General features: G+C 36.6%; 13 protein-coding genes and 1 other annotated feature (1 of these 14 cut by a window edge). All 13 genes read right to left on the bottom strand.

The features are described 5' to 3' along the window. Positions 1-6: 6 nt before the first annotated feature. The 13 genes from KUA55_RS09255 to trpE all read right to left on the bottom strand — a co-directional run bounded on the left by KUA55_RS09255 (position 7) and on the right by trpE (position 15,067). The gene (locus KUA55_RS09255; RefSeq protein ID WP_218325915.1) at positions 7-801 is read right to left on the bottom strand and encodes a class F sortase; all 795 of its coding nucleotides are present in this window, start codon (positions 799-801) and stop codon (positions 7-9) included. A gap of 419 nt (positions 802-1,220) precedes the next feature. Next, positions 1,221-2,966 carry a thiol reductant ABC exporter subunit CydC gene (gene cydC, locus KUA55_RS09250; RefSeq protein WP_218325914.1) on the bottom strand — a complete coding sequence of 582 codons (1,746 nt, stop codon included), beginning with the start codon at positions 2,964-2,966 and terminating at the stop codon, positions 1,221-1,223. Beyond that, complete coding sequence (gene cydD, locus KUA55_RS09245) at positions 2,959-4,680, bottom strand: thiol reductant ABC exporter subunit CydD (protein ID WP_218325913.1); 1,722 nt, start codon at positions 4,678-4,680, stop codon at positions 2,959-2,961. Before cydD ends, cydC begins: the two co-directional genes overlap by 8 nt. 1 nt (position 4,681) lies before the next feature. Next, positions 4,682-5,716, bottom strand: a complete 1,035-nt coding sequence (gene cydB, locus KUA55_RS09240; RefSeq protein WP_218325912.1) for a cytochrome d ubiquinol oxidase subunit II — start codon at positions 5,714-5,716, stop codon at positions 4,682-4,684. Continuing rightward, the gene (locus KUA55_RS09235; protein ID WP_218325911.1) at positions 5,709-7,124 is read right to left on the bottom strand and encodes a cytochrome ubiquinol oxidase subunit I; all 1,416 of its coding nucleotides are present in this window, start codon (positions 7,122-7,124) and stop codon (positions 5,709-5,711) included. Before KUA55_RS09235 ends, cydB begins: the two co-directional genes overlap by 8 nt. Positions 7,125-7,371: 247 nt before the next feature. Beyond that, on the bottom strand, positions 7,372-8,778 hold the full coding sequence (locus KUA55_RS09230; RefSeq protein ID WP_218326160.1) for a C69 family dipeptidase: 1,407 nt from the start codon (positions 8,776-8,778) through the stop codon (positions 7,372-7,374). 81 nt (positions 8,779-8,859) lie between these two features. Next, positions 8,860-9,621, bottom strand: coding sequence for a tryptophan synthase subunit alpha (trpA, locus tag KUA55_RS09225; RefSeq protein ID WP_218325910.1), 762 nt, complete (start codon positions 9,619-9,621; stop codon positions 8,860-8,862). Continuing rightward, positions 9,618-10,811 (bottom strand): tryptophan synthase subunit beta, encoded by a 1,194-nt coding sequence (gene trpB, locus KUA55_RS09220; RefSeq protein WP_218325909.1) that lies wholly within the window; start codon positions 10,809-10,811, stop codon positions 9,618-9,620. Before trpB ends, trpA begins: the two co-directional genes overlap by 4 nt. Position 10,812: 1 nt before the next feature. Further along, a complete protein-coding gene (locus KUA55_RS09215) occupies positions 10,813-11,406 on the bottom strand; it encodes a phosphoribosylanthranilate isomerase (RefSeq protein WP_218325908.1) in 594 nt (197 codons plus the stop codon). Beyond that, positions 11,403-12,161 carry an indole-3-glycerol phosphate synthase TrpC gene (gene trpC / locus KUA55_RS09210; protein ID WP_218325907.1) on the bottom strand — a complete coding sequence of 253 codons (759 nt, stop codon included), beginning with the start codon at positions 12,159-12,161 and terminating at the stop codon, positions 11,403-11,405. The genes KUA55_RS09215 and trpC overlap by 4 nt, the downstream gene beginning before the upstream one ends. Next, positions 12,161-13,171, bottom strand: a complete 1,011-nt coding sequence (trpD, locus tag KUA55_RS09205; RefSeq protein WP_218325906.1) for an anthranilate phosphoribosyltransferase — start codon at positions 13,169-13,171, stop codon at positions 12,161-12,163. Before trpD ends, trpC begins: the two co-directional genes overlap by 1 nt. Beyond that, positions 13,155-13,706 carry an anthranilate synthase component II gene (locus tag KUA55_RS09200; RefSeq protein ID WP_218325905.1) on the bottom strand — a complete coding sequence of 184 codons (552 nt, stop codon included), beginning with the start codon at positions 13,704-13,706 and terminating at the stop codon, positions 13,155-13,157. Before KUA55_RS09200 ends, trpD begins: the two co-directional genes overlap by 17 nt. Then, positions 13,703-15,067: an anthranilate synthase component I gene (gene trpE, locus KUA55_RS09195; protein ID WP_218325904.1), complete on the bottom strand. Its 1,365-nt coding sequence runs from the start codon at positions 15,065-15,067 to the stop codon at positions 13,703-13,705. The genes KUA55_RS09200 and trpE overlap by 4 nt, the downstream gene beginning before the upstream one ends. A gap of 50 nt (positions 15,068-15,117) precedes the next feature. Next, positions 15,118-15,165 (bottom strand) — a binding site (T-box leader) (it continues 183 nt past the right edge of the window).

Here is a 15,165-nt window from a genome sequence, read left to right as displayed (position 1 = left end):
GGTTTGTTATGCTTGGGCAAAAACAATTAAGTTTGTACTATCATTTATACAAGTTTGTAATGTAATTCTTTCACCACCCCCGGTACCAATCATTTGATCGTAGTAATCTGTACCATCAGCACTTACTGCGTAATCGTCTACTTGTGTAATGCCAGTGACTGTGTAATTTGTTACCTGGTTATTGCTATCTGATACTTGGATAACTGAACCACCAGTTAAACTGAATAACACATTAAAGATACCTGGATTATGACCGATAAAGTGAGTGTTTAAACCATCGGAGCCAGATTGAACGGCTGCTCCACCCCAAGTTGCTGCCATATTTGAATTTCCATCAATAACTGCTTGTCCACTACCCTGGCCTGCATTAGCATAACTGATAAAGGTGCCATTGATATTTAATTGATTGGCTTGTAAAGTTGGTTGTGTTGCTATCGGAGTGGGCTCCACCTCCTGCGGTATGGTTTCTTCAACAACTGGTGTTTCAACAGCAGCTACTGTATCGGCTTCTTCTGGAGCAACTGTTGCTTCTTGACTTTGATTTGTTTCACTAGTAGCTGATGTAGCAGCTTCAGAACTTTCTTTTACTTGTTTATTTTCTTTTGAAGACGCGGATGTTTGCTTTTTATCTGCTTTTTCTTGAGATGTATTTTCTGTTTCATCAGAAGAATTAAATGTACTTGTTACTGTATCAAGCGTTTTTGCGGCAACATCAGGAAAAACCACGGGAACTGCCACGGCTGTTGCGCTAATCATTGTTAAACCAATTAGTAATTTTTTAAATCCTGTTTTTTTAATCATTATAAAGACCTCATTTCCTTTAAAAAGCTAATTTATCTCTGTTTCTATAATTAAATTACAACTAGAAACTAGTTTTTGATATTTATTTGCTTTTAAAATAACAGTATACATAACATCGAAATGATATTAAGGCTACTGTTATAGGATTGAAAATCTTTTTCATAAATTACCTATCAATGTAAAAAAGTGATTGAGCAAAACTATTGCTATGCCATTTATTAGAAAAAAACCTCTATCAAAAATTTCCATAAAATAGAACTTTTTGATAGAGAATTTTTTTATCTTATATCTCATATAAAAACACTAGATACATAAAATATAGTAGTACAATGATTATTTTTTAGGTAATATTCTGACTTGATAAAAAAATCCGGTTAAATCTCATCTAAATAAGATCTAACCGGAGGGTCTAATTTATTTTATAAGCCGCGATCTATTCTTTGTAACTCTTGATAGTGCTGATTGTTTTGCGCTAAATTTTCGGGACTACCTTGCATGGTTAATTTCCCATCTTCTATAAAAATGACTTGATCCATTAGATCAATACCTTGCAAGTGATGAGTAATCCAAATGATTGTTTTGTCAGACAATACTTCGAAAAAAGTGTTTAGTAGAGATTGTTCAGTAATGGGATCCAGCCCCACTGTTGGCTCATCTAACAAAATAATCGGAACTTCGTGTAATAATATTCGGGCTAATGCGAAACGTTGTCGTTCGCCACCAGAAAAACGTAGGCCAGCTTCATCAACTAAAGTATCTAAACCATCTGGTAGATTTTTTACTAGCTCCAATAAGCCAACCTTCTCAATGACTTGCCAAACCTCTGCTTCTGTTGCTGATTCGCGACCGATTCGGATATTGTTAATAATTGTAGTATGAAACAAGTATGGGTTTTGATGAATAACTCCGATATAGCGGCTAATTTGATCACCTAATTGAGAAGTTTGAACCTGATTTAATGTGATTTCACCATTTTCAGGAGTTAGATCACCTCTAATTAAACTGGCCAAAGTGCTTTTTCCAGAACCACTTCGTCCTAAAATGGCTATTTTTTCCTTTGGTTGTAACTGGAAATTGATATCAGCTAAAACCTGTTGATGACCATCAGGATATTTAAAGGAAACATGGTTAATGTCCAATTGAAATGGGCCATTTAGTTCAGCCGTATAATCTGGTGTTGTTTCTGATTGTGGTAAAGCATTTAAGTTTACAATTGAATCCTGATAAATATTGGTTTCTTGCGCTGCTGCTGGTAGCGGTGCAAAGGCATCAATTAAAGGGAAAACAGATAAAACAAAAGCAGCAATCCAGTTAGCTGCCCCGCCAAAGTGTCCAGGGAAATGGCGGCTAGTCCACACCAATAATACAATAGTGATGACAGCAAAAAACATTTGCAATAAAAAGTTACGCTTGCGCTGATGATCTTGTAGCGCTTGATTAACTTCTCTTAAGGCCTTCTCTGAGGTCTCGTGACTTGCAACGTATTCATCATTACGTTGGGCAAAGATCCAATCTGATACCCCTAAAATATTATCAGTTAAATCATTATATAAGCTATTTTTCATTTGTTTTTGCTGTTCTTGTCGTTTGCCATTGACCAACACAGAAATTAACGGTAATAAGAAGACAACTACCGCTAGCATTAATAACATTGCTAAAGCAAAGAACAGTGAAAAGAACCCTAAACCAATGATGATAAAGGCATATAATAACCAAGCAATAATTGTTGGGAAAATGGTTCTCAAATATAAATTTTGAATATGATTGATATCCTCAGATAATAATCCTAAGATATCGCCGGTTTTATACTGTTGTTTAAAAAAGACAGCATCCTTTTCCAGAGTGTCATACAACTTAACTCGTAAGTTTGAAGTCATTTTCAACACCCAATTATGGCTGACCAACCTTTCTACATAACGAAAAACTGGTCGGCCGATCCCAAATGCTCTAGTTAATACGATCGGAATATAGATCATTAAAATATTTTCTGGCAATGAAGCTGCTCGACTAATCAAGTAGCCTGAGTTAAACATCAATGCACCGGCACAGAAAAACGTAATAAAGCCTAACAAAATAGCTAACAATAACGATTTTTTATATTGCTTAAAGAAAGGTTTGACCCATTGATCGTTTTTTAACGCTTGGAATAAGCCAATTTTATTCATAGTCGTCCCCTCTCATGGCTTGACGTAAGGCAACATAAGCACCATTTTTAGCTTCTAATTCAGATAAAGTACCTTGTTCCACAATTTTTCCTTGATCCATGACTAAGATGTAGTCCATCTCTTGCATCCAATGTAGTCGATGCGTTGCAAAAAATACTAGATGATCCATCATTAGCGGCAGCATTTCTTTTTTCAAGTCAACTTCTGTTTCAATATCTAAATGGGCTGTTGGTTCATCAAACAGCATAATTCTTCGGCTTTTATCCAGAAAACTACGAGCTAAAGCAATTCGTTGTGCTTGTCCCCCACTTAAAGTTCTTGCCCCTTCTCCTAACACAGTATCGATTCCTTCAGGCATTTCAGCAATTACACCAGCTAAACCAGTCACCTTTAAAGCTGTCCAAATTTCTTCGTCATTTGCTTCAGGATAATAAAAAGCGACATTTTCGCGGACACTTTTTTGAAATATGTAAGGTATCTGGGGGATATAACTAATTTGATCTTGCCAATTTTTTTGAGCGAAGCTTGTTATGATTTGCTGATTAATAGCTATATTACTCGACTGTGGTGTCAAAAAACCACTTAATAGATTAATCAAAGTCGATTTACCAGAACCGCTGCGTCCGATGATTCCAATCTTCTTATAGCCTTTAACCGAAAAAGACAATTCAGTTAATGTAGCTTGTTGATTATATTGAAAATTCAACTGAGATACAGTAAGTTCTGAATCTTCGCGCCATGCAGATAAATCTACTTGTGGGACAGTAATTTCTGGAATATCAAGGATTTGTTGCACATCATCCATGGCATTCTTTCCATCTAAAGTTGCATGATAGTCACTGGCAAAATCACGGATTGGTAAGAAATATTCCGGTGCTAAAATCAAAGTAGTTAGAGCTGGAAATAGAAAAATCGTTTCGTTTATTAAACGTAATCCAAGTAAAACAGCTACTACAGCTACAGATAAAGTTGTAAAAAAATCTAATGCAAAAGTCGATAGAATAGCCACTTTTAAGGTGCTCATAGTTGCTTTACGAAACCGTTCAGAAGTTTGGAAAATACTACGGCTATAAGCTTTACTGATGCCAAAAAATTTCAAGGTATCAATGCCTCTTAAGGAATCAATAAAATGATTAGAGAGGATTTGAAAAGTTTTATATTGTTTGTCGGCTTTTCCTTGAGCAGCATAGCCTAAAATAATCATAAAAATAATAATCAATGGAAAAACAATTAATAAAACAATCCCTGATTCCCAGTCTAAGAAAAAGACTGCCAGCAAAATAATCCAAGGAATAATACTCATATTTAAAATTTTCGGTAAAATCAAATGAAGATATTCTTCTACTTGATTTATCCCATCTAAAGTAGTTGTAACTGTACTACCAGTCCCTTTTGCCTGAACTACTGTGGGGCCTAACCGGAAAATTTTCGCTAATAAATTAGAGCGTAAAACGCTTGCTTGTTGATAAGCATAGTCTTCCAATTTTTTCTCTCGTAGATAAGTCATAAGATGTCTTCCAAAATAACTGATAAAAAAAACTCCCATCCACGAAAGCTGATGGGATAATTTTTCTCCTTGCCATAAATTCGTTATTGTCCTTGATAAGCCAAAAGCTTGTCCAACAATAAAGATAGCTTGCAGGATACTAGACCCCGCAAGCATGCCAAGGATTTTTTTCATACCTGGAAGACCTAACAATTTCTTGTCGATCATTTTAAGCCTCCAATGATTCGGTTTGATGATTGATGTGGTCGGTATGTTTAATTCGTTTTCTAAAAATGTAATAACTCCATGCTGTATAAGCTAATACAAATGGCAAAATCGTTACCGCAACAATGCTCATAATTTTTAGAGTGTAAGGTGAAGATGAAGCATTCACAATCAATAAATCATTTGCTGGTGTAATAGAACTGATCATTACCCGTGGGAATAATCCGGTAAATAAAAGGGCCACTAGAGCGACAAAAGTTAAACCACTAGCTAAGAAAGCTGGCAACTCTTTGTCTTTAATGACAGAAATATTAGCAAATACTGTTAAGGCTACGATTAAGACTAAGAAAATTAACGTTGTTGTTAAATGTAATTCAAAAAAGTCTGTGAAGAAAAATAGTAAAACAGCAAAAGCAACTTCACCTACATAAAGAACCCAGTATAAGAATTTCGCGTAATTTTTTGCTCGTTCTCTAATTGGTCCATCTGTTTTTAAGGCAATATAATTTAAGCCATGTAAGTAAGAAAGTAAAGTAACGGCTACGCCACCGACAATTGAAAAGATATTGATATAATCAGTGAAATGAGCAACCATGTCGCCATTTGCATCTAATGGCATACCTTGAATCATACTGATGAATAAAACACCAAAGAAGAATGGCACTAAGAAACTACCAATACTTAAAGTCCAGTTCCATAAATTTTTCTTTTCTAATGGCATCCGATGTCTAAATTCAAAAGAAACTCCGCGAATGATTAAGCCAATTAAGATAATAAATAAAATCAGATAATATCCACTAAATAATGAAGCATACCAGTAAGGATAAGAAGCAAACATCGCGCCACCGGCAGTAATTAACCAAACCTCGTTACCGTCCCAAACAGGTCCAATGGTTTCTACAATTTGATCTTTTTCAGCTTCGTTGTGAGTTAATGTTTGAACAGACATCCCTACCCCAAAGTCAAAACCTTCTAAAAAGAAGAAACCCGCAAATAATACGCCAATTAAAACGAACCATAATAATTGTAAACTACTCATGGATAAACGCCTCCTTATCAAAAGGATCATTTGAAGAATCATCATTTTCGATTTCTTCTACTTCAGGCCCTTTTTTCATTTCACGACGAACAAGATAGATCATCGTCACTGCTAAACTAGCAAACAATAAGAAGTAAATCGTATTTGAAATTAATAGCGAAGTCACACTAACATTTGGTGACACACTATCTTCAATTGTAAATAAACCATAAACGGTCCAAGGATAACGCCCTAATTCAGCAATTAACCAGCCCGCTGTATTGGCCAAGAATGGCACAAAGGTTGATAATCCTACTATCCAAAGCATCCAGCGCTTTTCATATAAGATTGGTTTTTTCTTACGTGTAAAGAATAGACCCACAATTGATACTAACAACATTAACATAGCAAAAGCAGCCATCACTCGGAAACTATAGAACAACGTGTTCACTGGTGGATAATAATTTTTATCGTCCCCATATTGATGTTCCAAAGCTTTGTTAATATTGTTCATTCCTTCGATTGAGCCAGAAGGTTTGTTGTAAGCTAAAATACTTAAAACATAAGGAATTTCAATACCGAAAACTTGTTTATGTTCGGCTTCATTGGCCCAGCCGACTAAAGTCCAGCCTGCAGGATCACTTGTATCCTCGTAATTTCCTTCCATTGCTGAAAACTTCATTGGTTGATCATCTAATAAAGCTTTCATTTGTGCATCACCAGCACCCAAAGTCAAAATTGAGCCGACTAATGTGATCACTAAACCGATACGCATCGATTTCTTGAAAATTTCGTTGCCTTTGAATTTTTTCTTCAATAGTTGGAACCCAGAAATACCAGCTACAACCATTCCACCTAAGGTAATGGCACCAAATACTACGTGGGTGAATTCATACCAAACTTGTGGATTGGCAAGTAAAGCACCAAAGTCAGTCATTTCTGCACGACCATTGTTTAAAGTGTAGCCAACTGGATGTTGCATGAAGCTATTGGCAGTTAAAATCCAGAATGCTGACAAAATTGAAGCGATAGTCACAAGCCAAATAAAGACTACATGGAGTTTTGGGCTAACTTTGTCCCAAGTAAACATCCATAATCCTAGGAAAGTTGATTCTAAAAAGAATGCCAATAAAGCTTCAACAGCAAGTGGGGCTCCAAAAATATCTCCCACAAAACGGGAATAATCTGACCAGTTCATACCGAACTGAAACTCTTGAATAATACCTGTTACGACCCCTACTGCAAAACTTAATAGGAAAATATTTCCCCAGAATTTAGCCATTTGGCGGTATTTCACATTTTTTGTCCGTACATATTTGGTTTCCATAATGGCTACTGCAAAAGCAGTTCCGATAGAAAACGGTACAAAGAAAAAGTGAAAGACAGTTGTCATTGCAAACTGAAACCGCGCCAAGGTAACTATATCCATTTTTTTCTCCTCCTTTATTGCGTGAATAACAACACGTTACGCGTAATTTCACATCTTAATTGTAATCTTTATTAACTGAAAAGCCAACCAATCCGGTTAAGAAAAATAAAAATTCCAGGCTTAAATAACATTAAATAACTATATTATTAACTAAATTTACAAAAAAGCTTAATGTAGTTACGTTTTGTCACTTTATAAGAAAACAAAAAATCAGCCCATCAAATTTTAATGGACTGATTCTAAAATTTTAATCGTTCAAATTGTAGCGTAGTTTCATCCGATTTGATCCAGAAGTAACCATTTCTCCTAACAACTCTGTTTGGCGTTTCAATGAATCTTGAGCTAATTTTTCGTTAGCAGTTTCAAGGTAAGCTTGTACATCAGTTGCCTCTTTTAGACCTGCATCAGTTTCATTTTGAATAAAGTGATAACTGCTCATGGCTGCAAGTTCGAAACTGTTACGCATATCTACATAAAAATCATAATCAGTATCACCTAATAAAGCGGTCGTGCAACTTAACCAGTACATATTATTTAAATCAAATGTTCCGTCAGCATTTTTGTAGCTAGCTGGAGTATCTTTCACATTTGAGTAGAATGGTACGACAGTATTAAACGTATTGGCACCATAAGCTAACCAATGAACACCGGCAATTTCTTTTGGAACGCCATTTCTAATTTGTAAAATATGCACATTGTGGTTACGATTAATTCCGATTGGACGGAACAAAGTCTTATCACTTTCATCGCCGTCACCATATGGATCAAAAATGGTGTTTTCAAAGTGTGAGCTTTGAATAAATTTGACATCTTCAATCGTGATTTTTCGGTTTGCCTTACAAATAAATGGTAAATCTTGTTCCATTGGATCTTGATCCATATCTGGTGTTAAATAAAGTTGACCATACCAAGCTCTTGGATTGTTGTAAACTGTGTCTTTGATTGAACTAGAACCAAAAATATGGCGTAAATTGTAGCCTTCAAAATCAGGATTCAAATGATTATCATCAATCAAAGCTTTCAAATCAGCTGAACACATAGTATCTGGTGAGTCAAAATTAAATGTATCAATATTCATCCGGTTTGGCGCAACTACATAAGCATCATCTGGAATTCTGACAGCCGCCCAATGATGACCACCAATTGTTTCCAACCACCAAACATCATTTTCATCAGAAAAACCAATACCGTTTGGTTCATAGGTACCAAATTCTTCCAATAATTTTCCAAGACGTTCGACCCCTTCTTTAGCAGAATGGATATAAGGTAAAACTAAAGTTACTAAATCTTCTTCACCAATACCGCCTTCAACATAAGGATCTAAGCCTTGAATTCTAGGATTCGTCGTAATCGTTTCAGTAGCAGACATAGCAATATTTTCACTATTAATTCCGGCTGCAGGCCAAATACCATTATCTAAAAGGGCATTTGGGATTGATGTGTAAGACATTGGATTATCTGGCAAATCAATTTCTACACCACTAATCACTGCTTTGTAGTGGCAGGGTTGCTCTTCTGGTGATACAACAACAAATCGTTGGGGATCTAAAGCTTCGTGGCCGTCATCATTTCTAGAAATCATTGTAGAACCATCAATTGACGCTTTCTTACCTACCAATACAGTTGTACATGAACCTTTGATTCTTTTCAATATGAACACGCTCCTTTTTTTACACTTTCAGTATACGCTTGAATTCTGAAAATATGAGAAGATAAAACGTGTTTTTTTTATTTTTTAATGAGTGAATGCATAAACTAATTGACCAGTTTTTGTTAATCCATCATTTTTTAAACTTTGCACGATTTTTGATCCGACAACCACACCGTCACAAACTTCTGAAAATCGTGCAACTTGTTCAGGATTAGAAACACCAAAACCAGCTAGAACTGGAATATCTGCCAATTCAACAATTTTTTCCAAATGTTGGTCTAAATCATCACGATAATTTTTTCCAGTTCCTGTTGTGCCATTAATCGTTACCGCATAAACAAATCCTTCAGCATTTTGAACTAATTCTTTGATTCGGTCTTCATGACTGGTTAAAGTAACTAGCTGTAGTAGTGCGATTTCACTGTCATTCAGTAATGGTAAGACTAAATTTTGATGTTCATAAGGTAAGTCAGGAATGATAAAACCGGCCACATCTGTGCTGGCTAAATCAGTAATTAATTCCGCTAATCCATAATGGAAAAAAGAATTATAGTAGCCCATTAAAATCAGTGGTACTGGTGATTGAAAATTTTGTAAAACCTGAACAATTTTTTTTAAAGTTACTTTATTTGCTAGCGCGTCTAATCCGGCTGCTTGGATGATCGGTCCATCAGCAACTGGATCTGAGAAAGGCACACCTAATTCAATTGCAGTTGCCCCGTTTTCCGCCAGCATCTCGATTTCCTTAGTTAAGTTGTCTAACCCATTGGCTCCCGCCATGATGTAAGGAACAAATAATTTTCCTACTTCTTTTTTCTGTAATAAATAATTCGTCAATTTTTTCATTTATTTTCCTCCATTAAAGCTTTGACTTGTTCCACATCTTTATCTCCCCGACCAGAAAGACAAACAAGAATAATTTGATCCGCTGTCATTTCTGGTGCAATTTTCATAACATGGGCTAAGGCATGAGAACTTTCCAGTGCTGGAATGATCCCTTCTTTGCGCGATAAGTAATGAAAGGCTTCAACAGCCTCATCGTCAGTAATTGTGGCATAAGTTGCTCGTTTACTACTATATAAATAAGAGTGTTCTGGCCCAACTCCAGGATAATCCAAGCCAGCAGAAATCGAATAAGCTTCCAAAACTTGACCATCTTCATCTTGTAACAAATGCATCTTTGCACCGTGCAAAATACCAATCTCACCTTTTGTAATAGTTGCTGCGTGTTCAGTGGTATCTACTCCGTGGCCAGAAGCTTCCACGCCAATTAATTGCACTTCGGAATCTTCTACAAATGGATAGAATAAACCCATTGAGTTACTACCACCACCGACACAAGCAATCGCAATATCAGGCAAACGATCTTCTTGGTCTAATATTTGACGTCGGGCTTCAGTTCCAATCACGCTTTGATAGTCTCGAACAATTTCCGGAAATGGATGGGGACCTAAAACTGAACCCATCACATAGTGCGTGTCTTCTACGTGTTCTACCCAGTAGCGTAATGCCTCATTCACAGCATCCTTCAACGTTTTTGAGCCAGAAGTCACACTGACCACCTTTGTTCCTAATAATTCCATTCGAAAAACATTTAAAGCTTGACGTTTCACATCGATTTCTCCCATGAAAACGACGCACTCCATGCCAAATAATGCGGCAGCGGTAGCAGTTGCTACACCATGTTGACCTGCTCCAGTTTCTGCGACAATTTTGTTTTTCCCCATTTTTTTGGCTAATAAAACTTGGCCTAATGCATTATTAATTTTGTGGGCACCGGTATGATTTAAATCTTCCCGTTTTAGATAAATTTTGGCACCGCCTAAATCTTTGGTCATCTGTTCGGCAAAGTACAACGGATTTTCTCTACCAACGTATTGTTTTAAATAATAGTCAAATTCCTTTTGAAAAGCTTCATCAGTTTTTGATGCTTCATAAGTTTCGGTAAGTTCCTTGACTGCGTACATTAAAGTTTCTGGGACGAATTGTCCGCCGTATTCACCGTAAAATCCGGCTGTGTTTGGTTGTTTATACATATTATTTCCCCTTTACAATTTGAATGAAATGCATGATTTTATCTAAATCTTTTTTTTGTTGCGTTTCGACGCCACTAGAGACATCGACTGTTTCTGGTGAAAAATAGTCAATCGCAGCTCTGACATTTTGAATGTCTAAACCTCCGGCAATCCATAAATTATCCTTTGGCAAATCAGCCTTTTTGACTGCGTGCCAATCAAATGTTTCGCCACTTCCACCCATGTATTTTTTTGGCGGTGCATCTAAAAGCAAATATTGATAGGGTGCGGTTACCTGGTAATGCTGATTGCTTTTTCCTGGTAATGCTTGAATCATCGGGACACTTGCTTTTTCCTGCAGTGGTGTTCCATGAATTTGAACTAAATCTAAATCAGCAATTTTAATCACTGCTTCAAGTTCTTGCAGACTTGGAGAAACAAAGACACCGACTTTTTTTATCTTTTTAGGTAGCTGGTCAGTTAGACGTTTAACTTTTGCCGGTAAAATCTGACGATGGCTTCTTGCAAAAACAAAGCCTAAATAATCTGCACCGTATTTTACAGCGGTATCCACAGCGGCCTTAGTAGTTAATCCACAAATTTTCACTTTGGTCATTGGCGAATCACCTGCAATGCTTGAATTTTTTCAAGAATGTTGCCAGCTTTCATTAATGTTTCTCCAACTAAGACTGCTTGATAATTTTCTTTTACTTGTGCAACATCTTCAGTTGTTTTAAAACCTGATTCGCTAATATAAATCGTTTCGTCATCCGTTTGTGCTAAATTCAAACTAGTTTCTAATGTCACTTCAAATGTTTTTAAATCGCGGTTATTTACGCCAATAACTTTTGCAGGGAGGCTTTTAGCTAGTGCTAATTCTTCAGCATTATGAGTTTCTACTAAAATTTCTAGATTCAAACTTTCAGCATACTCATGGAGCTCTTTTAGTTTTGCTGGTTCCAACGCTGCGACAATTAACAAAATGAGACTCGCACCAGCTATTTTCGCGCGATCAATTTGTTGTTTACTGATAATAAAATCTTTACATAAAAGCGGTAAATCAACTACAGCAGCGACGTCAGCTAAATCTTGAATGGTTCCTTTAAAAAAAACTGGATCCGTCAAAACAGAGATCGCAGCTACGCCAGCATTCTCATAATTTTTTGCTTGTTCTAAGGGATCAACAGCCAAATTAATCGCTCCTTTTGATGGCGAAGCACGCTTAATTTCAGCAATGATCTGAATTTTTTCAGGATGGCCTTTAACGTATTGATAAAAAGATGGTCTTTTTTTATTAATCGTCTGATGAACAGGAGCCAAATTTTCAATTTCAGCTTTTTTTGCAGTCAAGATTGTTTCTAGAAAGTCCATTAAGCTACCTCCTGTAAAGTAATAAAATACTGTAAACAATCAAATGCTGCCCCAGACTTAATAATGTCTTGCGCCAATTGGATACCACTAGCAACATCGTTAACTTTCGCGCCAGCTAAAAAGCCTATCCCAGCATTTAAAATCACAGTATCAAGATAAGGACTTGCTTCTCCTTGTAAGACAGATAGCAAGATTTCCTTATTTTTCAAAGCATCTCCGCCAACAATTGCCGACAAAGGTGCTGCTTGTAAACCAAATGCTTCAGGAAATAATTCTTTTTCTACCACTTGATTATTTTGATAAAAAGCATAACGAGTAACACCAGCTAAATTCGCTTCATCCATTCCAGAGGCTCCCTGTAGAACAATTGCTTGTTTTCTACCTAACGCACCTAAAGTTGTTGCTGTTTCTACTAATGAATCTCCTGCAAAGGTTCCTAATAGCTGATACTCTAAAGGATAGGGATTAATAATTGGGCCAATTAAGTTAAAAATAGTCGGTGTCGCCAAATCTTTTCTAATTTGCATGACTTTTTTCATCGCTGGATGCATTGCTGGTGCGAATAAGAAAGCAATCCCGGCTTCTTTTAATAAAAAATCGATTTTTTCAGCTGAGGCAGATAGATCTACACCTAAACTTTCTAATACATCAGCAGAGCCAGAACGACTGGAAACACTACGATTGCCGTGTTTGGCCATAGGAATCCCACCAGCCGCTAAGACAAAAGCAGCCGTCGTCGAAATATTAAAACTATTGGAGTGATCTCCACCTGTACCACAATTATCCATAACTCCTTGCGGTGCTTGATGAACGGCGATGGCACGACTTTGCATCACATGAGCTAAGCCTGTCAATTCATCAGCGGTCACTCCTTTTAATTTTAAAGCAATCAATAGGGCGCTGATTTGATTATCATTTAATTGTTGCTTAAAAATGGCTGTAGCTAGCAGTGTCATTTCTTGATTGCTAAGATTTTTCTGTTGATAAACTTTTTCAAATAATGCTTGCATCGGAATTCCTCACTTCCTGTAAAAATTCTTGTAAATATTGTTGACCATTCTCGGTGCCGATTGATTCGGGATGAAATTGTAAGCCGTAAATAGGATAATCTCGATGACGCAAGGCCATAACTAAATCATCTGCTTCCTCAGTCACAATTAATTCTTTTGGTAGACTAACCTTTTCAACGATTAGCGAGTGATACCGCATTACTTTTTGCTTGGTATTTTTTAAAGAACTTTGTTTGCCATGAACGACTTGCGGTGATGCAACAATTCTCCCTCCAAAAACTTCTGCAATGCCTTGATGACCTAAACAAATCCCTAAGATTGGTTTTCGTTGATAAAATTTTTTGATCAAAATTTCCATCAATCCAGCTTCATTGGGACGCCCAGGTCCAGGCGAGAGAACAATTCCTTGGGCCTTTTCAGCTATTTCAATTAATTCAGGAGCATCGTTACGGACGACTTGAATCTCAATCTCCTTAGGAAATAATTGAAGCAAGTTATAAGTAAAGGAATCGTAATTATCGACTAATAAAATCATCTGCCTACCTCCAATAAAGCTTTGGCTTTTTGCAACGTTTCAAAATATTCTGAAGTTGGATCAGAATCATAAACTACTCCAGCCCCAGCTTGAACATAGGCTTTCTGATCTTTCACTACCATGGTACGAATAGCAATCGCAAAATCAGCTTGATTGTCTTGAGATAAATAGCCGACCGCTCCTGCATAAACCGACCGTTTTACGGGCTCCCATTGATAAATTCTTGTCATAGCACGAATTTTTGGAGCGCCGCTGACAGTTCCTGCTGGTAAAGTTGCTTTTAATGCATCCATTGCCTGATATTCTGGTTTTAACTGAGCTGAAACGACTGAAACAAGATGCATCACAAAACGATAACGTTCAACAGTTAAATAAATTGGGACTCTTACTGAACCAATCTCAGCAATTTTTCCTAAATCATTTCTACCTAAATCCACCAACATTTTATGCTCAGCTAATTCTTTCTCATCGGTTGCCAAATCTTCTGCCAATTGATTATCCTCTTTAATTGTTAGACCCCGTTTTCGGGTCCCAGCTATCGGATTAGTTGTCACTTCCTTACCTTTGACCCTGACTAAACTTTCTGGTGAAGAGCCAATTACCTGACAATCTGGAAAGGGCAAATAATACAAATAAGCAGAAGGGTTGGTATTTCTCAAATGGCGATAATAATCAAAGCCATCCATTTTAAAATCTGCGACTAAACGTTGTGAAGGAACCACTTGAAATAAATCGCCGGCTTTAATTTTGGCTTTCGCTTTTTTGACGGTTGCCTCATAAACTGCTTGCGGAAAATTACTAGTAAAAGATAATTTCACTGCTGGAGGCAATTGATTTTCTTGTATATTTAAAATAGCCAACTGTTTTTCTACTTGTGATAATTTTTGATCTAGTTTTTCTTCACTAACCTGAGAGTAAGTATTACCAATTACGATTGTCACCGTCTGTTCTTTATGATCATAGATTAAGAAGTTTTCATATAGATAAAATTGCATATCAGGGATTTTTAGTTGATCTATCGGAATTGGACCGATATCTTCATAGCAAGCGGCAATATCATAACCCACGTAGCCAATAGCTCCTCCTTGAAAAGGTAAATTTTCATGCAAGACTTCATTTTTCAATACATATCTTTCTAATTCTTTCAAAGGATCACAAACAGGATAAGCTTGTCCATCAATTTTGAATTGCCCTTCTAAATAACTCAAATGATGAACTGGATCAAAAGCAATCACCGAATAGCGGCTGGCTTCCTGCTCTCGAGGAATACTTTCCAGTAAAGCCTTTTGTTGACTTTTCAACCGATAATATAAACTGATGGGTGTGAAACAATCACCATTAATTACTTTTATTTTTCGCATCTGTTTTTCCTCCTTTTAATATAAAAAAAGCCCTCAAGCCAGTATTCTGACTTGAGGGCGCAATCGCACGGTACCACCTCAATAATTCTGCTAAATAA

This window comes from Enterococcus alishanensis, from assembly GCF_019218635.1.
GTDB lineage: Bacteria > Bacillota > Bacilli > Lactobacillales > Enterococcaceae > Enterococcus_A > Enterococcus_A alishanensis.
The sequence above is the reverse complement of the archived record's forward strand: the minus strand, read 5'-3'. Positions and strand labels throughout refer to the sequence as shown.